The following is a 25,936-nucleotide window of genomic DNA, read 5'->3' as shown; positions in this document are numbered from 1 at the left end:
GTTCGGTTAGGTTCGCTGAATTGCCGGTCTGGACAAACGAAACGGCTCTTTTCCTCATTTTTATTGCAGTTTCACCGTTTGATGCGAGTCCGGCCGTTTGCCTATCAGCGCCGGGGCGCAGAATACCCCTACTGTTCTTTATACACTTTCGTGTATAAATATACCACACCGCATCCAAGGCAACAAGTGGAATTTTACTCCCGCCAAACGATTTTGCCCGCCGCCACCGTAAGCTTCGGCCAGCCCGCCAGCCGCCAGCCGCCGAACGGCGTGTTGCGGCTCTTGGATGCGAAGTCCGCCGGATTCACTTCCCGATCCTCATTCAGGTCGACGACGGTCAAGTCCGCGGAGGCTCCAGCCTCCAGCTTGCCAAAAGGCAGAGCGAACACTTCCGCAGGCTTCGCGGTCATCTTGTCCAGCAGGAAGTCCAAGCTCCAGCGCCCCGTCGCCACGAAGCGGGTATACAGCAGCGGGAACGCCGTCTCCAGGCCGACGATGCCGAACGGCGCCAAGTCCAGGCCCTTCGCCTTTTCCTCCGCCGAATGGGGAGCATGGTCGGTGACGATGATATCGATTGTTCCGTCCTCCACCCCTTCGATGACGGCCTTGACGTCGTTCGGGGTGCGCAGGGGCGGGTTCATCTTATAATTTGCATCAAACCCTGGAATGTCTTCATCCGCCAGCAGCAGATGATGGGGACAGACCTCGGCGGTTACGCGGATGCCCGCCCGCTTCGCATCCCGGATGACCCGGACGGACTGCTCCGTGCTCACATGGCAGACATGGTAGCGGGCACCCGTGGCTTCGGCCAGCAGCACATCCCGGGCGATGGGAATCGCTTCGGATTCATTCGGTATGCCCTTCAATCCGTGCTTCCGGGCAAACTCCCCCTCCGTCACAGCCGCGCCGTCCAAGAGCGAGTCTTCCTCGCAGTGCGCGACTACGACCATGTCAAGCTCGCTCGCCCGCCGCATCGCTTCCTTCATCATGCGGGCATTCTGCACGCCCACGCCGTCATCCGTAAAAGCGACCGCTCCGGCTTCCCGCAGCGCCGCGAAATCCGTCAGCTCCCGGCCCAGCTCGCCCCGCGTAATACTCGCGTAGGGCAGCACCCGCACGGCTCCCTCCTCCTCGGCCTTGGCCCGGATCGACCGGATGACCTCCGGCGAATCGGCCACCGGCCGCGTATTGGGCATGCAGGCGACCGTCGTGAAGCCGCCGCGGGCCGCCGACCGGGTCCCGGTGGCGATCGTCTCCTTGTGCTCGAAGCCCGGGTCGCGCAGATGGACGTGCATATCGATGAAGCCCGGCGCGAGCAAGCGGCCTTGCGCATCGAACACCTCATGCCCCTCGAGGCTCAAGGCTTCGGCCGGTCCGGCGGCCAGTTCCGCGATCAAGCTTCCTTCTATCCGCACGTGCAGCCGTTCGTCCCGGCTTCCCGTTCCCGGCCAGCCGTTGATGATCCACATTCCCATTCGTTGTCCCTCCCGAGTCCGTATTTCTCATTCTTGGTTGCTGACCTCTTAGCGCTGAAGAATCACGACTGCGTCCGTTCCGTCCACTTCCTTCAGCCGAACCTCGATCTCCTCGGCCTTGGCCGTCGGGATGTTCTTGCCGACGTAATCCGGCCGGATCGGCAGCTCCCGGTGGCCCCGATCCACCAGCACCGCCAGTTGGATCATCTCGGGCCGACCGCTCGCCATCACCGCGTCCATCGCCGCCCGCACCGTACGGCCCGTGTAGAGCACGTCGTCGAACAGCACGACCTTGCGTTCCTGGATGATAAACCGATCGATTCGGTATTCCCGACCCGGTCCTTCTCCGTCCCGCTCCCGGTCGTCCCGGAACCAGGATATGTCCACCTCGGCGACCGGCACCCGGACGCCTTCAATCTCTTCGATCCGATCGGCGATGCGCTCCGCCAGGTAGATGCCCCGCGTGCGGATCCCGGCGAGCACGCAATTGTCCACGCCTTTATTCCGTTCCAGGATTTCGTGGGCGATCCGGGTAAGCGCCCGGCGCATCGCCATCTCGTCCATCAATTCATGCTCTTGCTCCTGCTGCATCGTCGTCATGCCGCAGCCTCCTTGGGATAATCGTATTCGCAGCGTGCCGTTCCCTTCATCATGCCCGACACGCAAAAAAACCTCTGCCCGGCGGGCAGAGGTTTTCGTCGAACAGGCGGAAGACGGCGCGCATGGGAACAAGCCCTTTCGGGCGCATGCGGGCAGACTCTGCCTGTTATTCACGGACGAATCGATCACCTTGCCAGCCTCACGGGACTGTTCATTAAAGGCGCTGTTTGGTTCTTGGCCATTATGCCATTTGGACGGGCCGATGTCAACCCGAACCGAAAGGAATCGCACCGCGGCATGCCGATGGATCATTATCCCTCGAGCCTGAAGCCCCTGGGCGGCAGGCTCTCCGGCCGGTTCCTTGGCCGGGTTCCGGCCTTTCCCCTTCTCGGACTGGCATTGATGAAGCAGGACGGTTGTGCTATAAAGGATGTAGCCCACGTGCTGCCCGGCACGGACACTGCAAAGGAGCGAATTTCATGAGCGACGTCAAGGAAATGAATACGTACGAGATCATCGATTACATTAAAAACAGTACCAAGAAGACCCCGGTCAAGGTCTATGTGAAGGGCGACCTCGCCGGCCTTGATTTCGGGCCCGAGATCAAGGCCTTCGTATCCGGCCCCACCGCCGTCCTGTTCGGCGAATGGAGCGCCGTCGGACCGGCTCTTGAGGAGCATAAAGACCGCATCGAGGATTATGTGCTGGAGAACGACCGCCGCAACTCGGCCATCCCGATGATGGATATGAAGAACATCCGCGCCCGCATCGAGCCGGGCGCTTATATCCGCGACAAAGCGACCATCGGCGACAATGCCGTCGTCATGATGGGCGCGGTCATCAACATCGGCGCGAAGATCGGCGAGGGCACGATGGTTGATATGAATGCCGTCATCGGCGGCCGGGTCGAAGTCGGCAGAATGTGCCACATCGGCGCCGGAGCCGTGCTGGCCGGCGTCATCGAGCCGCCTTCCGCGCAGCCGGTAGTGGTAGGCGACGACGCCCTGATCGGCGCGAACGCCGTCGTGCTTGAAGGCGTTCAGATCGGCGAAGGCGCCGTCGTCGCCGCAGGCTCGGTGGTGACCGAGAACGTTCCTCCCTTCAGCGTCGTCGCCGGCACTCCCGCGAAGGTCATCAAGAAGGTTGACGACAAAACCAAGTCCAAGACGGAAATCCTCCAGGAGCTCCGCAAGCTGTAAGGAAAGGAGGCAACCCGGCTTATGTGTTCCGCCATCGACGTATCCCGCTTCGTGGAAGCACGGCGGGAGCTCCACCGCATTCCCGAGCTCGGCTTTCAGGAGTTCAAGACCCAGGCCTATCTGCTCCGCTATCTGGAATCGCTGCCCTCCGACCGGCTGGAGATTCGGACCTGGAAAACCGGCATTCTCGTCAAGGTGAAGGGCCTCGCTCCGAAGCGGCGGCTCGGCTATCGGGCCGATATGGACGCCCTTCCGATCGAGGAGGATACCTCCTATCCGTTCCGCTCCGAGCACCCGGGCCGGATGCACGCCTGCGGGCATGACCTGCATATGGCTATCGGCCTCGGTGTCGTTTCCCATTTCGTCCATCATCCGATGGAGGACGACTTGATCGCGCTGTTCCAGCCGGCCGAGGAAGGCCCCGGCGGAGCGCTGCCCATGCTGGCGGCGCCGGAACTGGCGGACTGGATGCCGGATCAGATCGTGGCGCTGCATATCGCGCCCGAATACAAGGCCGGCGTCATTGCCACCCGGCCGGGCATCCTCTTCGCGAACACCTCCGAGCTGTTCATCGACCTGTACGGCCTCGGCGGACACGCCGCCCGGCCCCATCAGGCCAACGATATGGTCGTCGCCGCCGCCCAACTGGTCGGCATGCTGCAGACCATCGTGGCCCGCAATGTCGACCCGATCGACTCGGCGGTCATCACCGTCGGCCGGATCGAAGGCGGCACGAAGCAGAATATCATCGCCGAGCACGCCCGGCTGGAAGGTACGATCCGCACCCTGTCCGCCGAATCGATGATCCGCGTCAAAGCCCGGATCGAAGCGATGCTGGCGGGAATCGGCACCGCCTTCGACTGCCGTGCCGAGCTGAACTACGGCTCCACTTACAGGCAGGTCTACAACGATCCGGCGCTGACCGGCGAATTCATGGCCTGGGCAGCGGGGCAGCCGGACACCGAGCTCGTCGAATGCCGCGAGGCGATGACCGGCGAGGATTTCGGCTTCTTCCTGGAGAAGCTGCCCGGGTTCATGTTCTGGCTCGGCGTCGAAGCCCCGTACGGCCTTCACCACGCCAAGCTGGAGCCGGACGAACGGGCCATCGAGACGGCCATTCGCACGGTGACCGGCTATCTCGCTTGGAAGAGCGGCCAGTAATCTTTAATCGAATTCAACAACCGCAACGGCAAAAAGCCGTTTGCCATCCTCCTCAGGGATTGGCAAACGGCTTTTTTAAACGTTTCAAGCCTCCAGCTTCAGCAATTCCTCCGCTTCGGAAGCGGGCAGCTCCTGTACTTTGTTCAGCTTGCGTTCGATGTTGCGGCTCTTGCGCGCCGCCCCTTCAATAGTATTGCTCGCTTCCTGCAGCTTCTTGTGCGTCTTGTCCAGCAGATCGCCGAAGTTGCCGAACTCCGTCTTGACTGCGCCGAGGAGCTGCCAGACCTCGCTGGAGCGTTTCTCGATGGCCAGGGTGCGGAAGCCCATTTGCAGGCTGTTGAGAAAGGCGGCGAGCGTCGTCGGCCCGGTCAGCACGACCCGGCACTCCCGCTGCAGCCATTCGCTGAGACCGGGACGCCGCAGCGCTTCGGCGAACAACCCTTCCGTCGGCAGGAACAGGATGGCGAAATCGGTCGTGTGCGGCGGGTCGATGTACTTGCTGCGGATGTCCTTGCCCTCGGACTTGATCCGCGCTTCCAGCAGCTTGAGATGCGTCTCTGCCGCAGCGGGATCTCCCGCTTCTTGGGCGTCCACCAAGCGCTGGTAATCCTCGGTGGGAAACTTCGAGTCGATGGGCAGCCAGACGATCCCGCCCGCCCCGTCCTTGGCGGGAAGCTTGACGGCAAATTCGACGCGGTCTGCGCTGCCCTTGCGGGTGGCGACGTTGCGCTCGAACTGGTCGACCGTGAACACCTGCTCCAGCAGGTTGCCGAGCTGGACCTCGCCCCAGGTGCCGCGCGTCTTGACGTTGGTCAGTACCTTCTTGAGATCGCCGACGCCGGTCGCGAGCACCTGCATCTCGCCCAGTCCCTGATGTACCTGCTCCAGCCGCTCGCTGACCAGCTTGAACGATTCCCCAAGCCGCTGCTCCAGCGTCGCGTGCAGCTTCTCGTCGACCGTCGCCCGCATCTGTTCCAGCTTGCGGCTGTTATCCTCCTGCAGCTCCCGCAGCCTGGCTTCGACGGTCTCGCGCAGCTTGTCCAGCTTGCCCTCCGTCGTTCCGAGCTGATGCTTTTGCAGCTCCGAGGTGCGGTCCATGAACGCGAGCAGCGTGCCGTTGAAGCTCTCCAGCTTGGCGGCCAGCTCTTCCCGGTTGCGGCGTTCGGAAGCCTGGGCTTCCTTGCGGTTCAGCGAGAACTGCTCCAAGAGGCTCCGCTCCAAGCGGTCGACTTGCCTTTCCACAAGCGCCAAGCCTTCCTTCAAGCCCTCCTGGCGGGGTGGTTTTCGCAGGAACAGCACGGCCAGAACGGCCGCGTTTACGAGAAGCGAGAGCAGTGCGATGACGATTTCCGGTTTCATAAGTGAGTCCTCCTGTATCGTGCCGTCGATGCCTGATTTATCCTCCATTATAGCCCCTCCCCGGCCAAAAGGAAACGCTTGTTCGCCGGATGGCAGCGCGGGGTTCTAAATGGACGTTTCCGTATGGAGAGGAAGAAGGGGAAGGGCGCGATTGTTTCCATGGTGGAAGCTCCTCCCGACCGGTGACGTTCGCGTGTGTCGGAACGAGAAAAAGCCGTCTCCCGCGGGAAACGGCTCTTCGCAAACGGCCTGATCAGCCTTACAGCGTATGGACAAACCGCTCCATCCGGTCGAACGCTTCCTTCAATTGGGCCATCGAATAAGCATAGGATAAGCGAATATAGCCTTCCCCGTAGGAAGAAAAGGCGTCGCCCGGCACGATTCCCACCTGCTCGCATTCAAGCAGCCGTGTGGCGAATTCCTCCGAGCCCAGTCCGAACGGACGAATGGAAGGAAACAGGTAGAAGGCGCCCTCGGGAATGCCGTTCAGCTCCATGCCCATCGCCAGCACCCGCTCGACCGAGTAATCCCGCCGTTTGCGGTACTCCTCCCGCATCGGCAGGGCGTCGTCGGGGCCGCCGGTCAGGGCCTCGAGAGCCGCGTATTGGCTGATGGAGCTCGTGCAGGTCACGTGATATTGATGCACCTTGATCAGGTGCCGGGTGATCTCGGCGGGAGCGAAGGTAAACCCGATCCTCCACCCCGTCATGGAATGCGACTTGGACAAGCCGTTGATGACGATTGTCTTCTCGCGCATACCTGGCTCCAGGGCGATCGAGCGATGAGCGCCGTCGTAGACCAATTCGGAATAAATTTCGTCGGAGATGACGAAGATGTCCCGGTCCCGCAGCAGCGCGGCGATGGCCTTGAGCTTCAGCGCATCCAGGACCCGTCCCGTCGGGTTCGAGGGGTAGCCGAGCAGGACGACGCGGGTCTTCTCCGTCAGGTGCGGCCGGATGGCATCCGCCGTGATCTTGAACCCCGTCGCCGTCGTATCCACCAGAACCGGCACGCCGCCGCACAGCCGGACGAGCGGTTCGTAGCCAGGATAGACCGGCGCAGGCAGGATAACCTCCGACCCTTCCTCCAGAAGGGTCAAGAGCGTCATCTCCAGCGCCTCCGTCGCTCCAACGGTCACGAGCGCCTCCGTTGCCGGGTCATAGGTCTGGCCATATCGTGCGCCGACCCACTCCGCCGCGGCTTTGCGCAGCTCGAGAAGGCCGGCGTTCGCCGTATAGCCTGTCCGATTGTCGTCCACGGCCCGCTTCGCGGCTTCCAGGATATGCCCCGGCGTCGGAAAATCGGGCTGGCCGATGGTCAGCGTCACCGCGCCCGGGTAATCGGCGATTCGATTGGACATTTTGCGGATGCCGGAGATTTCAATATCCCGCACCCTTCGATTCACCAGAGCCTCCAGGTTCATCCGATCCTTCTCCCCTCTCCCTTGTCATTCGGGATTACCGGCTTCTTAGCCGCGTCAACAGCTGTTCCATGTCTCCCGGCAGCGGCGCCGCGAATTCCAGCCGCTCTCCGCTGCGCGGATGAACGAAGCCGAGCACCGCGGCATGAAGCGCCTGCCCCCGCATTTCATGGTCCTTCGGCTTGCCGTAGGCGGGGTCTCCCACCAGCGGATGGCCGATGTATTTCATGTGAACGCGGATTTGGTGCGTTCTTCCCGTCTCCAGCTTCAGCTCGATCAGCGTAAAATTCCCGAGCCGTTCCAAGACGGCAAAGTGCGTCACCGCATGCTTGCTGTTGCGGTGGGTGACCGTAAACAGCTTGCGGTCGCCGGAATCGCGGCCGATGGGAGCATCGATCGTGCCCTGATCGTGGGGGATGTTGCCGTGGACCACGGCGATGTATTTGCGTGTCACCGAGTGTTCCTTAAGCTGAGCCGCGAGGGAGGCATGAGCGAGATCGTTCTTGGCCGCCATGAGCAGCCCTGAGGTGTCCTTGTCGATCCGGTGGACGATCCCCGGCCGCAGGACACCGTTAATGCCGGACAAATCCCGGCAATGGTACAACAGCGCGTTGACCACTGTCCCGGAGGAATGGCCCGGGGCCGGATGAACCACCATGCCGCGCGGCTTGTTGATAACCACCACGTCGGAATCTTCGTAGACGATCTCAAGCGGTAAATTTTCCGGCTGGACGTCCAGCTCTTCCGGTTCGGGAATCGACACCTCGATCCGGTCGCCTTCCGCCAGCTTGTAGCTGCCTTTGACGGCGGCGTCGTTCACGCGCACCCGGCCGTCCTTGATCCATTGCTGCACCTGGGAACGGGAGACATCCGCCTCGATCGTCTCGACCAGATACTTGTCGATCCGCTCTCCGGCCGCTTCCGGCTCCGCCTGCCAATCCTCGATCTCAACGGGTTTCTTCGGTTGGGGTTGATTCGGTGTCATGTCTCTTCTCTTTCCTTTCTTTGAGCCCCGCGAGCAGCGTGTCCAGGATAATCAGAGCCACGCCGATGGTGATCGCCGTATCGGCGATGTTGAAGATGGGGAAGGTATAGTCTACCGGATGGCCAAACCAGGAGAAGCGGAAATTGAACATCAGAAAATCCACAACTTCTCCGGTCAGGGCCCGGTCGATGAAATTGCCGAGCGCCCCGCCCAGCAGGAACCCGAGGGCCGTTGGCAGAAGCACCTTGCGCTCGCGGAGCACCCGCTGCATGTAATAGACGATGCCCGAGACGACAACGACCGTTATGATGATAAAAAACAACCTCTGCTCCTGCAAAATGCTGAAGGCCGCTCCGCGGTTGCGGTGCAGGGTCAGGCCGAAGAAATCGCCGATCACCGGAACCTCTTCGTAGGGGTTCAGATTGTGCACGACCAGGTACTTGGACCCCTGGTCGATCGCGATCACGAGCAGAGCGAGCAGATAATAAATCACAGAAAAACCCTCCCATGGTAACATGCCTACGCTTCAGTATATCCGCTTTCCCTCCGTTTTGAAAACCCTTGTCTTGCCGCCCCTGCCCGCTCCGCCAGGAAAGGCTGCCAATCTTCACAGCCTTTCCCCCTGATGAACCCGGCCCAAATCGCCCAAACTAACCTCATCATGGCCAAGGAGGAACGGCGCTTATGGAGCATTTGACGGAGGAGCAGCGGAACAAGCTTCGCAGCCGCCTGCTGGAGGAGCGGCAGGACCTGGAGAACCGGTTCGCGGAAAACGCCCATTTCGGCTTGGGCGAATCGCTGGCGGAGGCCACCTCCGAGCTGTCCAGCTACGACAACCACCCCGGCGATGTCGGAACCGAATTGTTCGAGCGAGGCAAAGACCTGGCCTTGAACGAGGAAGCGGAAAAGCAGTTTCGCCGCGTAAACGAAGCGCTGGACCGCATGGAAGCCGGAACCTACGGCTACTGTGTCCGCTGCGGCAAACCCATCGCTTACGAGCGGCTGGAAGCCCTGCCGGCGACTTCCTTTTGCCTGGAGGACACGCCTGAGCGGGTGGTATCGGAGCAGAGGCCGATCGAGGAACGGCTGTTGGAGCCTCCCTTCGGACGGACCAGCCTCGACGAGCTGGACAAGGAGACGGAGTTCGACGGCGAAGACGCCTGGCAGATCGTCGAGAGCTGGGGAACCTCGACCTCGCCTGCGTATGCCGAGAGCCCGGAGGTGGAGGACTATTCCGGACTCGCCATCGAAGCCGACGAAAATGTCGGGTACGTGGAAGATCTGGAGAGTTTCCTCGCCACCGACTTGTACGGCACCAACCTGCAGATTATCCGCAACCGGGCTTACCGGCATTACATGGAGCAGGAAGAGGGCGAGGGGCTGCTGGAGGAAGAAGACGACCGCGTGAACGACTTCTGACAAAGAATCGATCAGAGGAGCGTCGTGAATGGGTGCTGGAACCGCCTTGTTGGGACCTGGAATTAATTCGGAACAAGCATCAAGCCCGGAGCCGACGCTTCCGGGCTTTTGGTCAAGGCTTTTCCAGCTGCGACTGCACCACTTGAATCAAGCGGGCGATATAGTCGCCGATTATCGGCAGATTGAGCGCTCCCAGGAGCTGCAGGATATACAAAATGGTCGAAGTGAATACGGTGACGCCGATGGCGATGCCGACGCCCCGCGCGATGCCGCCCAGCACATTGTTGAAGATCAACCGCCAGGGCTTGTTCATCAGGTTGATATAATCCGCAATCTGCACCCGCTCCAGATTCACGGCAATCTGGTCGACCTTGCGGCTGACTTCGGTCAGAACTTCCCTATCGTAATGGTCTAACTCTTCCTTCAGACGGATCACTCCCCCGCGTCCGCGATCCGTTTCATTATACCCCCATCCAGCGGTCCCGATACGATGCGGATCAACCGGCTCGCAGCAAGGCTTCAGCGATGGATGCGGCGAAAGACCGACGGAGCGGAGCCGAATCGCTCCGAGAAGCGTCTCGCGAAGTAGGACGGCTCGGAAAAGCCGACGGAATAGGCGATCGTCTCGACGGGTTGGTCCGTGTGAAGCAGCAGCCGCACTCCCTGCTCCAGCCGGTAGCGAGTGATGAATTCATAGGGAGGGACCCCGACGCTTGCCTGGAATTGCTTGGTGAAGTGAGAGCGCTCCAAGCCGACATGGGCTGCGAGCATAGGAATCGTCAGCTTCCGCTGATAGTTCGCCTGAATGAACGCCACCGCCGCGAGCGCCATCTCCTCCCGCCCGGCGCGGCGCTTGTCGAGCCGATGGGGCCAGCCCGCCAGCTCCTCCGCATGCCCCAGGTAGAGCGCGAACAGCTCGAGCAGCAGCCCCGCGCAGCCAAGCTCGTCGGCCAGCCGGTCACCGGCGCTGCGCTCGAGCAGCCGCTGAAACAGGCTGCGAACGGCATCCCGGTCTACGCCGGACACGACCGCATTTCGCTCCGAGAAGCCGGATCGCGTGAGACAATCCGCCGCTGTTTCTCCCTCGAAGCCGACCCAGTAATATTCCCAGGGGTCCTGTTCGTCCGCCCGGTAGGATACCGGAACGTTAGGGAAGACGCAGAAGCTGTCTCCCGGGCCAAGCGCCGAGGCAGCTCCCGGCAGCGTCACCGTCCCCTTTCCCCGTACTACGTAATGGAGCAGATAATGGCTGCGCATGCCCGGTCCCCAACCATGCTCCGGCGGGCACTGCTCATGGCCGCAATAGAACAGCTTAATCCCTTTATCCAGCCGATTGTTCAGAAAATGCTCCGTGAAGCTGCCCACTCGCCTACCTCCTTCTGCCTTCGCCCCGCCCGTTCCTTCCCCGGTTATGCCAATCGCTGCCCGACACACAAAGCTCCCGATTCTGCACGCCGCCGCCGACACACAAAGCTCCCGATTCTGCACACAAAGCTTGCTTCTGTCCAAGCCCCGCTTCGCCTATAGTAACCTTAAGCGGAACCGCTTTCCCATCCCGGCCGCTCACCCATTTCACACCCGAAGGGACGAATGATCATGCCCGTTCTACCGAACCCGCTCGAAACCGATGCCGGACCGTTCCGCATCCGGTTATCCGGAGCCGCACCCTCGCTCCATCCCGCTTTCACTTTGCTCGAAGCTAACTCCGGCGTCTATCGGATCCGCCTCACGCTGCATACGGAACAGGAGGAGGAATATCCGGCCCTTCGCCTGGAGTGGAGCGTACCGATCCTTGAGGTCCAAGGTCTCTGGCATCCCGCCGCCGGCCGCAGCCGGGGACTCCCACCGGACTGGTGGAGCGGCTTTTCCTCGATGGCCACCTACTCCGCTCCGGTCGTCTGCTTGTATGGCGGCGAGGGAACCAACCGCTTGACCTTCGCGTTCTCCGATGCCCTGAACCCGGTAACGCTGCAAGCCGGCGTCAACGAGGAGACCGCCTGCTTCCACTGCTCCGTCACCCTGTTCGCGGAGCCGGGTCCCGCTCGACGGGACTACACCGCCGAGCTGCGTCTCGATACCCGGCCGCATTCGTATGCAGCCGCTCTTCGTGAGGTTGCCGATTGGTGGAAGGGACAGACCGGCTGCGAATCCATGCCGGTCCCGGGTTCCGGCCGCGAACCGATGTATTCCACCTGGTACAGCTTTCATCAGGAGCTGGACCCCGCTGCCGTGGAGGAGCAGTGCCGGCTGGCTTGGCAGCTGGGCTGCAAAGCCGTGCTGCTGGACGACGGCTGGCAGACTTCCGACCTCGGCCGCGGCTATGCCCACTGCGGCGACTGGCAGGTGAGCCCGGCCAAGATCCCCGACATGAAGGCGCACATCGGCCGGATTCACGACCTTGGCTTGAAGGCGCTGCTCTGGTATTCGGTTCCTTTTGTCGGGACCCGCAGCGAAGCCTGGAGCCGGTTCCGGGACAAGCTGCTGTATTTTGACGATTCCATGGGAGCGGGCGTCCTGGACCCCCGCTATCCCGAGGTGCGGGAGTATTTGATCCGCCTGTACGAGCAGGCGCTGCTGGATTGGGACCTGGACGGCTTCAAGCTGGACTTCGTCGACGCTTTCCGGCTGCGCGGGGAGAAGCAAAATCCCGAACCAATGCCGACGGTGGACGCGCCTTCGAATGACGGCGGACGGGATACGCCTTCCGTGCCGGAGGCCGTCGATCGGCTGCTCACCGGCGTGATGCAGCAACTGCGCCGGATCAAGCCCGATATCCTGATCGAATTCCGCCAGAATTACATCGGGCCGCTCATGCGCAAGTACGGCAACCTGTTCCGGGCGGCGGATTGCCCGAACGACGCCGTCGAGAATCGGCTGCATACGCTCGATCTCCGGCTGCTCTCCGGCAGCACCGCCGTCCACGCCGATATGCTCATGTGGAACCCCGCCGAAACGGCGGAAAGCGCCGCGCTGCAAGTGATCGCCGTCCTGTTCGCCGTTCCGCAAATCTCCGTCAAGCTGGACGGCATCCCGGATACGCACCGGCGGATGCTCGCGTTCTGGCTGGGCTTCTGGCGCGAGCACCGCGATGTGCTGCTGGACGGCACGCTGGAGCCGCGTCACCCAGAGCTGTTATTTCCGCTCGTCGTCTCTCGGACGGCCGACAAGCTGGTCGCCGCCTTCTATCAAGATACCGTAGGCGCGATCGAAGGTCCGCTGCCGCGGCAGGTCATCGCGGTCAACGGAACGCAGCTCAGCCGACTGATCCTCGAGACGGAAGGGACGGAGGAAGAGGGGCGGCTGCAGGTATTCGCCTGCACCGGCGAGCTCGTGCGGGAAGAACGCTTGCGGCTGCCCTCCGGCCTGTACCGGCTCGCGATCCCCCCCGCCGGGTGCGCAATCTGGACGCGGCCGAAACCGATTCTGTAACTTTTCCTTTCGGAATCACGTCCATTGGGTACATAAATACTAGACTCCCTATGAGGTGATCTCCATGAAGATTCGGAATCGATTGACGGCCGCTTCTCCCTTGGCGGCTGCCGCTCTCCTGGCTGTCGCCGGCTGCACGAGCGGAGCCGCCGGCACAAGCCCATCGACTGCTGCGACCATCAGCCCCTCTTCCAGCTCCGTCCCTTCGACTGCGACGAATTCCAGCCCTTCGGCGAGTCCGGCCGCTTCCGCGAGTCCGCTGCCCGCGGACAGCACGTCCCCTCTCGCTTCTGCGGCAGGCAGCCCCTCTACCGGCGCTTCCCCGGCTTCCTCGAAGGCGGCAAGCACGGGAGCGAGCATTCAGGCGCGGCTTGACGACTTCCACGCAGTCGGCTCCTCCCTCCTGTTCGCCTGGGGCGAAAACGGGGATGCCATGCGCGTGTACCGCACCGCAGATGGGGGCAAGAGCTGGAGCGACGTTTCCCCGAATCAGGGGAAACTCAAGCTGGAGTCCAGCCCGGTCTACGGGCAGAGCGCCTTCTTCCTGGATGCCGACACCGGCTGGTTTCAGGTTCAGACTCCCGATCATAAAACCTATCTCACTCACACGGCGGACAGCGGAGCTTCCTGGAGGACCGATGAGCTGCCGAAGCTGACCTTTTCCCTCAGCCTGACCTTCTTCGACCGGCTGAAGGGCAGTTGGTTCACCTCCTCCGATGCGGCCATGGGCAGCTCGGAGAAGACGTTGTTCGTCACCGCCGACGGAGGCCGCACCTGGACCAAACGGACGGAAGCTCCGCTTGGAACGAACCAGGGAGTTAAGACGGGCAAGCTGCCGCTCGGAGGCCATGCCTCGTACGGCATCGGCTACCGGGATGCCCAGCACGGCTGGGCTCCGTACCAGGTTCCCGACGATAAGCTTCACCTGTATGCCACAGCGGACGGAGGAACCACCTGGAAGGAGCAGCCGCTGGCCGCCCCCGCCCATACGGACGGCTATCCTCCTCAACTCCTCGATGCCCCGGTATTCTTCGGCAAGGACCGGCAAACGGGCTACATGCCGGCGGTGTCCCGAACCGAAAGCACGCTTAAGTACGGAGGGTTTTTCACCGCCGACGGCGGCTCGCATTGGCAGTACCGGCCCTTCGAGCTTGGAGCTCTGTCCGTTCAAGAGGAACAAAAACCGCCTTTCTTCCTCGACGCCGACAAGGGATGGCTCTTGAACCGGAATACGCTCTATCGGACGGTAGACGGAGGCCGGACGTGGAAGACCTTGCCCAAGGACGAGTTGCTCGCCAAGCAGCTCGCGTCCAAGCCGCGGCTCATCCGTCTGCAATTCGCGACGGATTCCATCGGCTGGATGCTCCTCGGCGACACCGGCCAGAAGCGGTCGGTCCTGCTGAAGACCACCGACGGCGGCGCTCATTGGACCGCGGTCTAAGCGGCAGCATCGAAGCCCTCACGAAAACAAGCGGCCGGTTGCACCGGCCGCTTGTTCTACTTGTATTCGTTCCGGGGCAGACCGGAGACCGGCCTTACGCGCCTTCCTGATTGTTCTCCAAGGCATCCCAGCTGTTCCCGCTGACCAGCTCCAGCTGCGCTTCCAGCAGCGTGCGGAACCGGGTGCGGTAGATCGAAGCCTGCTTCTTGAGCTCTTCGATCTCCAGGGAGATCTTGCCCGACTTCACCAGCGCTTCGTTGATGATGCGGTCGGCGTTCTTCTCCGCTTCGCGAATGGTGAGCTGCGCTTCCTTCTTCGCGTTGGTCTTCACTTCATCGGCGGCTTCCTGGGCGACGATGATCGTCTTGCTCAGGCTCTCCTCGATATTCGTGAAGTGATCCAGCCGCTCCTGAAGATTGGCGATTTGCCCGTGCAGCTCCTTGTTCTCCCGGATAATGGCTTCGTAATCCTTAATGACAAGGTCCAAGAACTCGTTGACTTCATCCTGGTCATACCCGCGACCGATGCGAGTCTTGAACTCCTTGTTATGTATGTCCAATGGCGACAGCGGCATTGGCGCACCTCCACTTAGGTAATTTCATCTTGTCTGGTAAGTAGAAGTATTCGACGGTTCCAAAGCAATTCCTGCATAAACCGCGCCCTTTTTTGCCGCGGTCGGTATTTTTTAGACGAACCGGCCCACCCGAACCCGGTACCGTTCCTTCTTGGTCAGCTCGGCCGACAGAATCCGGAACCGCCCGAAGCCTTGCAGGGAAACGGTATCTCCCGCCTTGAGCGGCGTGCTCGGGTCCTCCTCCGGCTTCCAATTCACCCGGCAGCGGCCGGCCTGAATGGGCTGCTGGGCTTTGGCGCGGCTCAAGCGGCAGACGTCGCTGACAATGCCGTCGAGGCGCATCGAGGCCACCGACAGAGTCATTTCCTCCAGCACAGCGGGAACGGCGATGAGCCGGTCGAGGGGCAGAAGCTCGGTCAGCACATGCACGCGGCTCACCTGCCGAAGCTGAAGGTTGAGAAAATCGGCGATCTCGGAGGCGACGAGCACGTGGCAGCCGTCGGGACGGACCTGGAAATCGCCGACCTTCTCCCGCTTGACGCCGAGACCGAGCAGCGCTCCCATATAGTCGCCGTGGTCCAGCCCCGAGAGCCGGTCGTCTCCGGACGACACGGCAAGCACCGCGATCCCCGGGTCCTCGTTCTCGGGATCACGGTAATCCGGCGTGAGAATCGCCCGCTTGCGCTCGGCTTCCGGGTATCCGCCGTCAAAGCGAAGGGCGGCCTGTCCGCCATACCGGTTCGCCAGCGACTGCACGATCTCCGCTTGCCGCGGGTCGAGAAAATCGGTCACTTTGACGGTATGGGCGAGAGCCGCCCGTTCGATCCATTCCTCCGCCTTGTCGGCAAATCCCCGTTCATCGGGGTGAAAATGGCTTAACCACTCTCTCCCCATGTCAGGTCAGCGTCCATTTCGCAATGTAATAGATGATTTGAAACAGCCCCTGGTAGATGAGAAAAAGGGCGGCCAGCGCCACCATAGGCGAGACGTCCAGCATGCCGCCGATGGGCGGGATGAGCTTCCGGAACGGCCTCAGATAGGGCTCGACAACCTTACCCAGAATCTGTCCGACCTGGCTCTCGCGCACGTTCGGCAGCCAGGACATCAGAATGTAAGCGATGATCAGAAAGCTGTAGATCTGGTAGGCGTAGCCTAAAATTCCTATGAGGTTGTTATAAAACGACAGCAATCCAGTCACCTCGTTCAGTCGTAGTGGGATTCCACGGGAATTTCTTTTATGGTGCCCTGAATTTCCACGGAATCCGGGGTGAACAAATAAATCTGGGGACCGATCTTCGAGACCGTCCCGTTCAAGGCGTAGATCGTGCCGTTGAGAAAATCGACGATGCGCGTGGCGATTTCCGGACGGACCCGCTGCAGGTTAACGATGACCGCGCGGCGGTTGCGGAGATGGTCGGCGACCTCTTGGGTGTCATCGTAATTGTGCGGCTCGTTCAGGACCACCTTCACGTTCTTCTGGGAGTGAATGCTCACCACGTTACTTTTGATCTTACGTTGCTCGAACGGATTGGTTTCAACTTCTTCCGGTTCATCCTGCTCGTAGTCCCTGTCCGCCAGAGTGTCGTCTTCTTCCTTCAGGCCGAGAAAATTCAGAACCCGATTCATGACGCCCATACCGGTACCTCCTTAAGGTTGGCTCGGAAGGAGGACGGAACCCAGCCGAACCAGAGTCGCTCCCTCTTCTATGGCCACTTCGAAATCATTGGACATTCCCATCGATAAGCCTTTCACCGGATAGGATAAAATTCCCGCCTCATTAATACTATCCTTCAGCTCACGCAGACGGCGGAACACCGGCCGGGTCTCCTCCGGCTCCGCTTCGTAGGGAGCCATCGTCATCAGGCCCTCCACGATAAGGCCCGGCAGACCGCGAATCGCCTGGACAAGAGGCAGCAGCTCGTCCGGTTCCATCCCGTACTTCGACTCCTCGCCGGAGACGTTGACCTGCAGGAAAATGCGAACCTCCACATCCCTCTCCGCAGCGCGGCGGCTGATCTCCTCCGCCAGCGCAAGCCTGTCCACGGAATGAATGTACGGAAAGCGGCCGACGACATCCTTGACCTTGTTGGTCTGCAGGTGGCCGATAAAATGCCACACCGCCCGGTCTTGAATGGCCTCCCACTTCTCCCTGGCGTTCTGCCAGCGGTTCTCCGCCAGATGGTGAAGCCCGGCGGCGAGAGCCGCTTCGGCCGCCGCTAGATCCACGTATTTGGTCACCGCGACAATCCGCACGTCCTCTGCGTTCCGGCCGCCCCGGCGGCATGCCGCGTTTACCCGTTCCTGCACTTGTGCAACCCGCTCTTCCAGCATGACCCGCTTACCCTCCGATAGCTGCCCGATCGGACTTCAGTCCGATCCACGCCTGCATCCGGCCGGTCCGTCCGTTCTCCTTCCGGTGCGAGAACAAGAGATCGGTCCGGCAGCTCGTGCATAATCCAGTGACTTCGATAGAAGCAGGCAAAATTCCTGCTTTTATCATAATTTGTCGGTTGACTTGTTGCAAGTCCAGCCGGGATTTACCGCCTTCGGCCGGCTCGAAATAGCGCTCCGGCTCCTTCTCTGCGGCTTCGCCGAGCGCTTCCCGCATCCGGGCGACGACGCCTTCGTCGACCTCGTAACAGCACTGGCCGATCGACGGGCCGATCGCCGCTTGGATGTCCGACGCCGATGCGCCGAATTCGCGTTCCATGGCCCGGATCGTCTCCGCCGCAATGCGCGCGGCGGTTCCCTTCCAGCCGGCATGGGCAAGCCCGACGGAGCGGGTGACGGGATCGAAGAAATACAGCGGCACGCAATCGGCATAGAGCAGGGCGAGCATAACGCCCGGCTCGTTCGTGACGAACGCGTCCGTCGCGGGAAATTCCGAATCCCGCTCGCGCGTACCGCGCCCTTTGTCCGCCGCGGTCACGCGGGCTACCCGGCTGCCGTGGACCTGCTCGGCGTACGCCCAATCCTCCAGCCGAGTCGCGAGCGCCGCGGCCGTCCGCTCCCGGTTGGCGACGACCTCCTCCGGAGAGTCGCCTACATGCAGGCCGCAATTCAGCGACGCGTAAGGGTCGGCGCTCTCCCCGCCGGTGCGGGAGGTGAAGCCCGCCGCTAAGAGCGGGAAGCGCTCCGTCCAAGCGTCCAGACCGAAAAGACCGGGCCCCTCGGACGCGGCTCGGTATTGAAATGGCTCCACGGGGAGCACCTCCTTCGTTTCTCCCAGTGTACCACACGAGCGGCCGGAATGCCCGGGCCCGCCGCCGCATTCGGCGCCTCGGCCGGAAGCGGGGCGATTTCCCCGGTCGCTCCCGGCCGGACCGGACGCGTCTTAGCCGCCCGCTGCCAGCCGGGTTGGCCGGCCAGTGCGGCTTTGCGCCGCCCGCGTCCGGGTCAATCCCGCTCCCGCTCGCGGCTCTCTCTTTCCCGCTCGCGCGAAGGCCGGACGTATTCGGATGGAGCTTCCTCGTCCGCCGGGCGATAGACGCGCTCATCCAGCCGAACGAGGATGACGTCCATGCCGATCTTGACGATGTTGCGCCAGGGGATGATCACGTCCGCATTCCCGCCGAAGAAGCCAAAGAACCGCGAATGGCTGGGAACCACCACGGCCTCGATCCGCCCCTGTCTAAGATCCAGCTCCAGGTCGCTGACCTGGCCCAGCTTCTTGCCGTCGACAATGTTGACGACGTCCTTGGATTGAAAATCCGAGATTTTCACACCCGACCCTCCCCCTCCGCTTGCCTGGGCTCTTATCACTACTATATGTCCCCGCCCGCCCGCTCGTGCCTCTCCCCCGGGAAATTGTCAGGGAATCCTTGGCCCCATGGGAAGAACAGGAATCAGGGAAGGCGCTGCGTCATACCTTCTTACCAGAGGAGCCGGAACCCGCCGCCGGTGCAGCCTCCCGCCCGTTCGTCAACCGTGAAAAAAAAGCAAGCGGCCGGACCCTTCCGGTCCGAACCGCTTGCCCGCCCCCTTCGGCCGTCGCCCGGCCTGCTAGGACTTCACATGCTTCTGCATCTGGGAAATGGCCGATTTCTCCAGGCGAGACACCTGAGCCTGGGAAATGCCGATTTCCTCCGCCACCTCCATCTGCGTTTTGCCGTCGTAGAAGCGCATGGACAGGATCATCTTTTCCCGTTCGTTCAGCTTGTGCATGCCCTCCCTTAAAGCGATCTCCTCAATCCACGTCACGTCGCGGTTGCGCTCGTCGCTGATCTGGTCCATCACGAAGATCGGGTCGCCGCCGTCATGGTAGATGGGCTCGAACAGCGAGACCGGGTCCTGGATGGCGTCGAGAGCGAACACCACATCCTCCTTCGGCAGATTCAGCGCTTCGGAAATCTCGTAAACGCTGGGTTCACGGGAATTTTTGTTCGTCAGGTTGTCCCTCACTTGCAGGGCTTTGTAGGCGATGTCCCGGAGCGACCGGGAGACGCGGATCGGGTTGTTGTCGCGCAGGTAGCGGCGGATCTCCCCGATGATCATCGGCACCGCGTAGGTGGAAAACTTGACGTTCTGCCCGAGATCAAAATTGTCGATGGCTTTCATAAGTCCGATGCAGCCGACCTGGAACAAATCATCCACAAACTCGCCGCGGTTGTTGAAACGCTGGATCACACTGAGCACCAACCGGAGATTGCCGTTCACCAGCTTTTCCCGGGCAGACCGGTCATTGCGGGTCTGAAGATCCGTGAACAGCTCGCGCATTTCCGTGTTGGTGAGAACCGGCAGCTTGGAAGTGTCAACGCCACAGATTTCGACTTTGTTGCGGGTCATAAGCGAATCCCTCCCAAGAGAACATTACTGTTCAGTATCTCCCGGGAAGGGCATTTTATGCGGTTTAGCCAGGTTCTGGAAAGCGAACGAAACGTCCGCTACACCATCTTGTTGAACTCCTTGCGCAGCCGTTTGATGATCCGTTTTTCCAGGCGGGAAATGTACGATTGGGAGATGCCGAGCAGATCGGCGACGTCCTTCTGCGTCTTCTCCTCGCCGCCCGAGAGTCCAAAGCGCAGCTCCATGATCGTGCGCTCCCGTTCGGACAGCTTGTCGAGCGCCTTGTGCAGCAGCTTGCGGTCCACCTGCTCTTCGATATTGCGGTAGATCGTATCGTTCTCGGTTCCGAGCACATCCGACAAGAGGAGCTCGTTGCCGTCCCAGTCAATGTTGAGGGGTTCGTCAAACGAAACTTCGGTGCGGATTTTGCTGTTGCGGCGCAGGTACATGAGAATCTCGTTCTCGATGCACCGCGAAGCGTAGGTCGCCAGCTTGATCTTCTTTTCCGGATCGAAGGTGTTGACCGCTTTAATGAGGCCGATCGCCCCGATGGACACGAGATCCTCGATGTTGATGCCGGTATTCTCGAATTTGCGGGCAATGTAGACGACGAGGCGCAGATTGCGCTCAATCAGCATCGCCCGGATGGCCGCGTCTCCGCTCGGAAGCCGCTGCAGCAGATACTCTTCTTCTTCCCTCGACAGAGGAGGCGGAAGCGCCTCGCTCCCCCCTATGTAATAAATCTCGTTGGATTTGAGTCCGAGCAGCAGAAGCAGCCGGTAGTAGTTCAGCAGGAGCTGCATTTTCCATTTCAACAGCATGGCGGTTCCTCCCAAGTTGGATAGTGATGGTTATGCTTCAAGCAGCTTCGGATGAAGGATCGCCCGGTAGGAGCCGTCCCGGCTGAGGCGCCCGCCGTCCAGACCGACCAGCACGCGCGAGGTTTCCCATTCCTGTTCCTCGTAGCGAACGGTGACGAGATCGGGCTTCAAAGCAAGCAGGAACTGGGTTCCGCGGTTTACGCCCCGGTAAGGCACGAGGCGAAGCCGATCCTGAAACGGATAGTCCCCTTCCCCGATCGCCGTGATGATCCGGTCCGCTTCGGAGGAGCGAATCTGCTTGATCCACGTCTCGGGTATCACATCCTTCCACTCCGCTGCCTCGATGATCATGACAGGCGTGCGCGTCAGCGGATCGTACAATTGGTTGCCCGTATCCACCAGGCCTGCGCAGGAATAGGCATGCCCGCCGAGCTCGATTCGCACTTCGGCCAGCCGGGCACTAAGCTGCTGCCTTGTGCGCGAGCTCTGAAACAGCCGATAGAACAGCCAGAGAAAACAACAAAGCAAGACCCCGAGCAGCCCGGAAGAAAACGGCATGCCGCCGAGCCGGGAGAACAGGATGCCGGCCATGAGGCCGTCGGAGGACATCAGCAGATACGACAAGGCGAAGATTCCTCCGGCTACGGCAAAGTTGACCAGGTAAAACGCGCCGAGGTGCCGAAGGTAACGCCCGAGTCCCCCGTAGCCGAACGCGATGGCCAGCATCGCAAGCGAAACCAACGCCTTTGCGCCGAAGCTGAACAGAAACGACGGATTCGGAAAAAACAGCAAAACCACATACAGAGCCCCGAGCGCCGCGGCGGCTGCAATCCGCCACAACCGGTAAACCGTCTTGAGGGTCCAGGCCGTCACCAGAAGCAGCGCTCCGTCGATCAGCAGGTTGATCAGGAAGAGCAAATCGACATAAACGACCACAGGTCCATCCGTCCCCGCTGTGCAGGATGAACCCAGTATAAGCCACGCCCCCTTCAAAGTCTGTCTGAATGCGCCGCGCGAACCGTTGTTTTTTTGTCGAGAAAGCAGGACCGGACGGACGTAAACGTTGACCGTTCCTTAACATGGCGATCATGCGCAGCGAACCGGCATCCGGTACACTGGCGTAAGGTCCGGCGAAAGATGTGGCGAAAGGAGGCGATGAGGGTGTACTACGAGGAAGACCGCGAACCCTATACCGAACCGGATTCCCCCTCCGAACCGAGTCCGGAGGAAGCGGAGTGAACGGGAACCCTGCGGCGGCTTGCATCGCAACGCCGCGTACCCGGGGAGAACGTACCCGTCCATCCCAAAAAAGGGCTGCCCCCGCAAAGCCGTTGGCAACGGCGCGGTGACAGCCCTTTGTTCTTGGTTATTCGACGAAATTCCAGTCAAGCGGGGGATGGAAAGACCCGGTCGATCCGTTGCGCTCTTCTCGCTTTACGGGAGCGTAACCGCCGCCGCTTCGCTCGGAGAGGATGCATTGCCGGTCGCATCCTGCGCGACGACCGTAAAGGAATGCTCTCCCGAGGCGAGTCCCTTGGCCAGGAAGGAAGCGGTCTTGACCGTGCCGATCTCCACCCCGTTGTCGTACACGACATAGCGGGTTACCCCGTAGGCGTCGGTGGACCCGGTCCAGGTCAGCTGTACCGACCCCGGAGCGGCGGTCGTAGCCGTCGGCGTTCCCGGAGCGGTCGGCGCGGCCGTATCCTGCACGATCAGGCGAATGTCGTCCAGATAGCCTTCCGCCGTACCGCCTCCGCCGATCTTGATGCCGATCCAGGAGACGGCCGATGCGGTCGTGAAGGAAACCGACTTGTATTCATAGCTGCCGCCGGTAAAGGCGAGCTGCGGAACCGACAAGCCCTGCACGTAGACGAACGGGCTGCCGCCCGGTGAGGCTTTGCCCCAGGCGCTGAGGGTATACGTGGTTCCGGCGGGAAGGTTGCTCAGCCCCTGCTGGCCGCTTGCTCCCGGCATTACTTTCAAGGAATAGGCGCCGGAGCGGGCGGTGTCGCTGACGACGGTTGCGTTCGACAGGCTCCAGCTGCCGGTGCCCGCTTCAAAGCCGGAGTTCTTCAATTGATTGGGTCCGCCGGCCTCGGTGACCGCTTGGAGCGGAGCGCTCGGCTCGGACAGGTTCCAGGACGTATCCTTGGCCCGTACCGTGAAGACATAGGGCGTGTTGGCGGACAGGTTGGGCACGGCGAACTGGGTCGTCGCCGTCGAACCGATGCGGACGTTGTCCTGATAGACCTCGTAGCCTTCGATCCCGACATTGTCGGTAGCCGGGTCCCAGGCGAGGCTCACTACAGAATCGGTGATCTGCGTCGTGTGCAGGTTCTCCGGAACGGTGGGCAGCACCGATTCGGAAGCCGTGAGCTGCAGCGAGACGTCATCGATATAGAAGGCGGCGCTGCTGCCGTTGTTGACCTTGATCTGCAGCCAGCTCATGTCCGGAGGCGTCAGGAACTTGACCTCCTTGTACTCCCACTCGGTGGAGTTGAACGAAATCGAGCTGTTGACGCTCGAGCCCCAGGCTTGAATGCTGGTCGTCTGGCCGGAAGCGGATGCCTTGCCCCAGGCCGACAGCGTATAGGCTTTGTTCGCCTGGAAGCCGGAAGCGGTCTGTTGGCCGCCCTTGCCCGCTTCGATCTTCAGCGCCTTCGCGCCGCTGTGGACCGGATCGGTCACGACGGAAGCGGTCCCTGCCGAAAAGCTCCAACTGGTGAGATCGGACTCGAAGCCGGGGTTCTTCATCAGCTCCTTCGGATAGGCGTTGGTCGTCACCGCCAGCCGATTGCTCGAAACCGAGAAGTTCCCCTCCGTGTCCCGGGCTTTGACCGTGAAGGTATACGCGGTGTTTGCCGTCAGACCGGCGACCTTCAAGGTCGTGGTACCCGCCGGAACGGTGGCGACTTTCTCCGAATTATTCCTATAGACCGTATACGACTGCACGCCGACGTTGTCGGTCGAGGGGCTCCAGGTCAGCGTCAGCTCCTTATCGTCGATGACGCTTGCCGCAAGGCCGGTCGGGGCGGACGGCGCGATGCGGTCCGCTCCGGCAGAGGTGCCCGCCGGTTCTCCGTAAAGAATGCCGGAGCCGTTGGTGCCGACGTAGACGCGGCCGAAGACCTGACGGTCCGCGCCCATGATGTTCGGGTCGTTGCCGGGGAAGAAATCGTCGGAGCTGATCTTCTCCCAGTTCGCGCCCATGTCGATGGAACGGAAAATGCCGTTCACTCCGTTCACCGTGCCGTACACGTACACAGCCGGGTTGGTTTTGCCCGGCGCGTTTTTGCCGAAGGCGAACAGCAGGGCGCGGCTGACCGAGCTCAGCTTGGTGAAGGTGGTGCCGGAATCGCTCGAGCGGTACAGCCCCTGCGTATCGAAGCTGGCCCATACCTCCCCGTTCATGCCCGGGGCGGAGTACACATTCTGGCCGTCGGCATTGTTGGGCAGGGACGCATTGACCTGCGTCCAATTCAAGCCGCTGTCGACGGAGCGATAGAATTTGCCGCCGTTGTAGAGATAGAACTTCGTGCCGTCCACCCGGTCGGAGGCGAGCGGCTGGTTGTACTTGAAGATGCTGGAGCCGCCGCCCATCGCGCCGCTCGGCGCTCCGACCGCGCTCGTCCAGCTGACTCCGCGGTTCGTGGACACCTGGGGTACGGCGTCGTAGCCGCGCGGCAGCCAGACGATGGTCTCGCTGGTGGCGGAAATGGCGACCCGGCCGCCCGAGACGGTGGACCAGGGCTTGCCGGTAAATTTGGTGTAGGTCTTGCCCTGGTCCGTGGAGTACCCGCCGTCGCCGCTGCCCTGCCAGCCGTTAGTGCCGACCCGCACGACGAAATTCGGGTTCGTCTCCTGGAAGTCCACACCGGTCGTCAGCATATAGGCCAGGCTGCCGTCCGTGTAGTAGGTCTTCTCCGGCGGAGCGACCATCGAGGTATGCTCGAAGCCGCCGACATCGGCGACGCCGCTGAACAGCTTCACGCTGCCGCTGGGCGGACTCGCCAGGTTGCTGACGGTGACAATCTCCTCGTGCCCCTTCGGATAACTGACCCAGGTAGACGGGCTCGCGGTGATGTCATCCGTTCTCCAGGCGTTGTACCAGTCGGTATACCACACCTTCTTCGAGTCGAACGGATCGATCACGAGCGAAGAGGTGGCGGAGGACCAATGCCAGCCCGGCGCCCACGGAACGGACTGATCCTTGTAATAGGACACCACATTCCAAGTGGCCCCGCCGTCCAGGGAGCGGTAAATCGGGTTGTTGTGGCCGTTGTTGGTTGCCGTCATCAGGATGGCCGGATTCGCCCGGTCCATGGCGATGGCAGTGTAACGGACGTTGACGGATGCCGGGGGCGTGATATCCGACCAAGCGGACGTCGACGCCGCGAACTTGGCGACACCGGTGGTATGGGTGACATACAGGCTTCCGTCCGGCGCGATAACCATACGGAGCGGTTTGACCGGGCTGCCGCTCATCAGCGACCAGTTTGCCCCGCCGTCCGCACTCTTGTAGATCCCGGTTCCCCAGGCGGCCGCATAGACCACCGATGAGCCGGTTCCCGCCGTGCCGGATGCCGGGTCGAAGGCGACGAAGGTGACGCCGGTCCCCGTTGCTCCCGCCGACGGAAGCGACGCGACCTGGGTCCAGGTATTCGGATCGCCGGCTGCTGTGCTCTTCCACAGCCCGTCATACCGCGAGCCGAAGTAGACGATGCTGCCGTTGTTCGGGTCGACGGCCAGGCGCTCGCCGGCGTCCCGATTGTCGCCGTTGCCGACCATCTTGACGTCCGCCGTGCCGTTCTTGAGGTTGGCGCGGACCCAGGTTTCGCCTCGGTTCGTCGACTTCAGAATGTCGCTCGGCGTCCAGTAATCCTGTTTGCCGGCGGCGGCGAACACGACATCGGGGTTGGACGGATCGATCGCGATGCTCTCGACGCCGTACAGGTTCTTGTCCGCCAGCTTGATGTCGTTGAGCAGCGGTACCCACGAGCTGTCCGCCGGGTTCCAGCGGTACATGCCGCCGACGTCCGTGCGGATGTAGTAGAGTCCCTGCTCGGCGGGGTGTGCGATCATGCCGGTGACATACCCGCCGCCGCCCATGGGCACGGTTCCCCAATCATAGGCTGTATCCGCTTGCAAAGTTTGCGAAGCGGAAGCCTCCGCCGAAGCAGAACGGCCGAAAGCGGGCACAAAGCCCCAGGCGAGGCAGAGGACCAAGAAGCCGATGAAGCTTTTTTGCATCCAGTTGCGCATAGAATT

General features: G+C 61.7%; 25 protein-coding genes. 5 read left to right on the top strand and 20 right to left on the bottom strand.

Annotated elements, in window-relative coordinates; translation table 11 throughout:
* Positions 1-194 precede the first annotated feature (194 nt).
* Both pyrC and pyrR read right to left on the bottom strand, forming a co-directional pair.
* Complete coding sequence (pyrC, locus tag ACSEXS_RS11910) at positions 195-1,475, bottom strand: dihydroorotase (protein WP_438433446.1); 1,281 nt, start codon at positions 1,473-1,475, stop codon at positions 195-197.
* Between the two features lie 48 nt (positions 1,476-1,523).
* Entirely contained in the window at positions 1,524-2,075 is a 552-nt protein-coding gene (gene pyrR / locus ACSEXS_RS11905; protein WP_438433445.1) for a bifunctional pyr operon transcriptional regulator/uracil phosphoribosyltransferase PyrR, read from the bottom strand.
* Between the two features lie 479 nt (positions 2,076-2,554).
* On the opposite strand from pyrR, the gene dapD reads away from it, so the two are divergent.
* Positions 2,555-3,274, top strand: a complete 720-nt coding sequence (gene dapD / locus ACSEXS_RS11900; RefSeq protein ID WP_438433444.1) for a 2,3,4,5-tetrahydropyridine-2,6-dicarboxylate N-acetyltransferase — start codon at positions 2,555-2,557, stop codon at positions 3,272-3,274.
* A 21-nt stretch (positions 3,275-3,295) separates the two neighbouring features.
* A complete protein-coding gene (locus ACSEXS_RS11895; protein ID WP_438433443.1) occupies positions 3,296-4,435 on the top strand; it encodes an N-acetyldiaminopimelate deacetylase in 1,140 nt (379 codons plus the stop codon).
* An 84-nt stretch (positions 4,436-4,519) separates the two neighbouring features.
* Here ACSEXS_RS11895 and ACSEXS_RS11890 read toward each other — a convergent pair whose 3' ends face one another.
* The 4 genes from ACSEXS_RS11890 to lspA form a co-directional block, all read right to left on the bottom strand.
* Positions 4,520-5,794 (bottom strand): DNA recombination protein RmuC, encoded by a 1,275-nt coding sequence (locus ACSEXS_RS11890; RefSeq protein ID WP_438433442.1) that lies wholly within the window; start codon positions 5,792-5,794, stop codon positions 4,520-4,522.
* Between the two features lie 259 nt (positions 5,795-6,053).
* The gene (locus tag ACSEXS_RS11885; RefSeq protein WP_438433589.1) at positions 6,054-7,211 is read right to left on the bottom strand and encodes an aminotransferase A; all 1,158 of its coding nucleotides are present in this window, start codon (positions 7,209-7,211) and stop codon (positions 6,054-6,056) included.
* 40 nt (positions 7,212-7,251) lie between these two features.
* A complete protein-coding gene (locus tag ACSEXS_RS11880) occupies positions 7,252-8,199 on the bottom strand; it encodes an RluA family pseudouridine synthase (RefSeq protein WP_438433441.1) in 948 nt (315 codons plus the stop codon).
* Positions 8,162-8,692, bottom strand: coding sequence for a signal peptidase II (gene lspA / locus ACSEXS_RS11875; protein WP_438433440.1), 531 nt, complete (start codon positions 8,690-8,692; stop codon positions 8,162-8,164). The genes ACSEXS_RS11880 and lspA overlap by 38 nt, the downstream gene beginning before the upstream one ends.
* Before the next feature lie 191 nt (positions 8,693-8,883).
* On the opposite strand from lspA, the gene ACSEXS_RS11870 reads away from it, so the two are divergent.
* The gene (locus tag ACSEXS_RS11870; RefSeq protein ID WP_438433439.1) at positions 8,884-9,618 is read left to right on the top strand and encodes a TraR/DksA C4-type zinc finger protein; all 735 of its coding nucleotides are present in this window, start codon (positions 8,884-8,886) and stop codon (positions 9,616-9,618) included.
* Between the two features lie 112 nt (positions 9,619-9,730).
* Here ACSEXS_RS11870 and ACSEXS_RS11865 read toward each other — a convergent pair whose 3' ends face one another.
* Both ACSEXS_RS11865 and ACSEXS_RS11860 read right to left on the bottom strand, forming a co-directional pair.
* On the bottom strand, positions 9,731-10,054 hold the full coding sequence (locus ACSEXS_RS11865) for a DUF5665 domain-containing protein (RefSeq protein ID WP_438433438.1): 324 nt from the start codon (positions 10,052-10,054) through the stop codon (positions 9,731-9,733).
* An 83-nt stretch (positions 10,055-10,137) separates the two neighbouring features.
* The gene (locus tag ACSEXS_RS11860; RefSeq protein WP_438433437.1) at positions 10,138-10,983 is read right to left on the bottom strand and encodes an AraC family transcriptional regulator; all 846 of its coding nucleotides are present in this window, start codon (positions 10,981-10,983) and stop codon (positions 10,138-10,140) included.
* Positions 10,984-11,214: 231 nt separating this feature from the next.
* Here ACSEXS_RS11860 and ACSEXS_RS11855 point away from each other — a divergent pair, with 231 nt between their 5' ends.
* Entirely contained in the window at positions 11,215-13,047 is a 1,833-nt protein-coding gene (locus ACSEXS_RS11855) for a glycoside hydrolase family 36 protein (protein WP_438433436.1), read from the top strand.
* Positions 13,048-13,095: 48 nt separating this feature from the next.
* Here the strand turns inward: ACSEXS_RS11855 and ACSEXS_RS11850 are convergent, their stop codons facing one another.
* Positions 13,096-13,407, bottom strand: coding sequence for a hypothetical protein (locus ACSEXS_RS11850; RefSeq protein WP_438433435.1), 312 nt, complete (start codon positions 13,405-13,407; stop codon positions 13,096-13,098).
* A gap of 79 nt (positions 13,408-13,486) precedes the next feature.
* Between ACSEXS_RS11850 and ACSEXS_RS11845 the strand changes: the two genes are divergently transcribed.
* Positions 13,487-14,488 carry a WD40/YVTN/BNR-like repeat-containing protein gene (locus tag ACSEXS_RS11845; protein ID WP_438433434.1) on the top strand — a complete coding sequence of 334 codons (1,002 nt, stop codon included), beginning with the start codon at positions 13,487-13,489 and terminating at the stop codon, positions 14,486-14,488.
* A gap of 94 nt (positions 14,489-14,582) precedes the next feature.
* Here the strand turns inward: ACSEXS_RS11845 and ACSEXS_RS11840 are convergent, their stop codons facing one another.
* The 11 genes from ACSEXS_RS11840 to ACSEXS_RS11790 form a co-directional block, all read right to left on the bottom strand.
* Positions 14,583-15,062, bottom strand: a complete 480-nt coding sequence (locus tag ACSEXS_RS11840; protein WP_438433433.1) for a DivIVA domain-containing protein — start codon at positions 15,060-15,062, stop codon at positions 14,583-14,585.
* A 111-nt stretch (positions 15,063-15,173) separates the two neighbouring features.
* The gene (locus ACSEXS_RS11835) at positions 15,174-15,956 is read right to left on the bottom strand and encodes a YlmH family RNA-binding protein (RefSeq protein ID WP_438433432.1); all 783 of its coding nucleotides are present in this window, start codon (positions 15,954-15,956) and stop codon (positions 15,174-15,176) included.
* A gap of 1 nt (position 15,957) precedes the next feature.
* Positions 15,958-16,251 (bottom strand): YggT family protein, encoded by a 294-nt coding sequence (locus ACSEXS_RS11830; RefSeq protein ID WP_438433431.1) that lies wholly within the window; start codon positions 16,249-16,251, stop codon positions 15,958-15,960.
* A gap of 14 nt (positions 16,252-16,265) precedes the next feature.
* Entirely contained in the window at positions 16,266-16,697 is a 432-nt protein-coding gene (locus tag ACSEXS_RS11825; RefSeq protein WP_438433430.1) for a cell division protein SepF, read from the bottom strand.
* A gap of 12 nt (positions 16,698-16,709) precedes the next feature.
* Positions 16,710-17,393 carry a YggS family pyridoxal phosphate-dependent enzyme gene (locus tag ACSEXS_RS11820; RefSeq protein ID WP_438433429.1) on the bottom strand — a complete coding sequence of 228 codons (684 nt, stop codon included), beginning with the start codon at positions 17,391-17,393 and terminating at the stop codon, positions 16,710-16,712.
* 7 nt (positions 17,394-17,400) lie between these two features.
* Positions 17,401-18,264 (bottom strand): peptidoglycan editing factor PgeF, encoded by an 864-nt coding sequence (pgeF, locus tag ACSEXS_RS11815; protein ID WP_438433428.1) that lies wholly within the window; start codon positions 18,262-18,264, stop codon positions 17,401-17,403.
* A 194-nt stretch (positions 18,265-18,458) separates the two neighbouring features.
* The gene (locus ACSEXS_RS11810) at positions 18,459-18,785 is read right to left on the bottom strand and encodes a YlmC/YmxH family sporulation protein (RefSeq protein WP_438433427.1); all 327 of its coding nucleotides are present in this window, start codon (positions 18,783-18,785) and stop codon (positions 18,459-18,461) included.
* Positions 18,786-19,064: 279 nt separating this feature from the next.
* Entirely contained in the window at positions 19,065-19,847 is a 783-nt protein-coding gene (gene sigG / locus ACSEXS_RS11805; protein WP_438433426.1) for an RNA polymerase sporulation sigma factor SigG, read from the bottom strand.
* A 98-nt stretch (positions 19,848-19,945) separates the two neighbouring features.
* Positions 19,946-20,668 (bottom strand): RNA polymerase sporulation sigma factor SigE, encoded by a 723-nt coding sequence (sigE, locus tag ACSEXS_RS11800; RefSeq protein WP_438433425.1) that lies wholly within the window; start codon positions 20,666-20,668, stop codon positions 19,946-19,948.
* Between the two features lie 30 nt (positions 20,669-20,698).
* On the bottom strand, positions 20,699-21,604 hold the full coding sequence (gene spoIIGA, locus ACSEXS_RS11795; protein WP_438433424.1) for a sigma-E processing peptidase SpoIIGA: 906 nt from the start codon (positions 21,602-21,604) through the stop codon (positions 20,699-20,701).
* 498 nt (positions 21,605-22,102) lie between these two features.
* A complete protein-coding gene (locus tag ACSEXS_RS11790; protein WP_438433423.1) occupies positions 22,103-25,930 on the bottom strand; it encodes a fibronectin type III domain-containing protein in 3,828 nt (1,275 codons plus the stop codon).
* Positions 25,931-25,936: the final 6 nt, after the last annotated feature.

The organism is Gorillibacterium terrae, assembly GCF_051594785.1.
In the GTDB taxonomy this organism is placed as follows: domain Bacteria; phylum Bacillota; class Bacilli; order Paenibacillales; family NBRC-103111; genus Gorillibacterium.
Note: the sequence above shows the minus strand (reverse complement) of the source record. Positions and strands in the feature narration are given on the sequence as shown.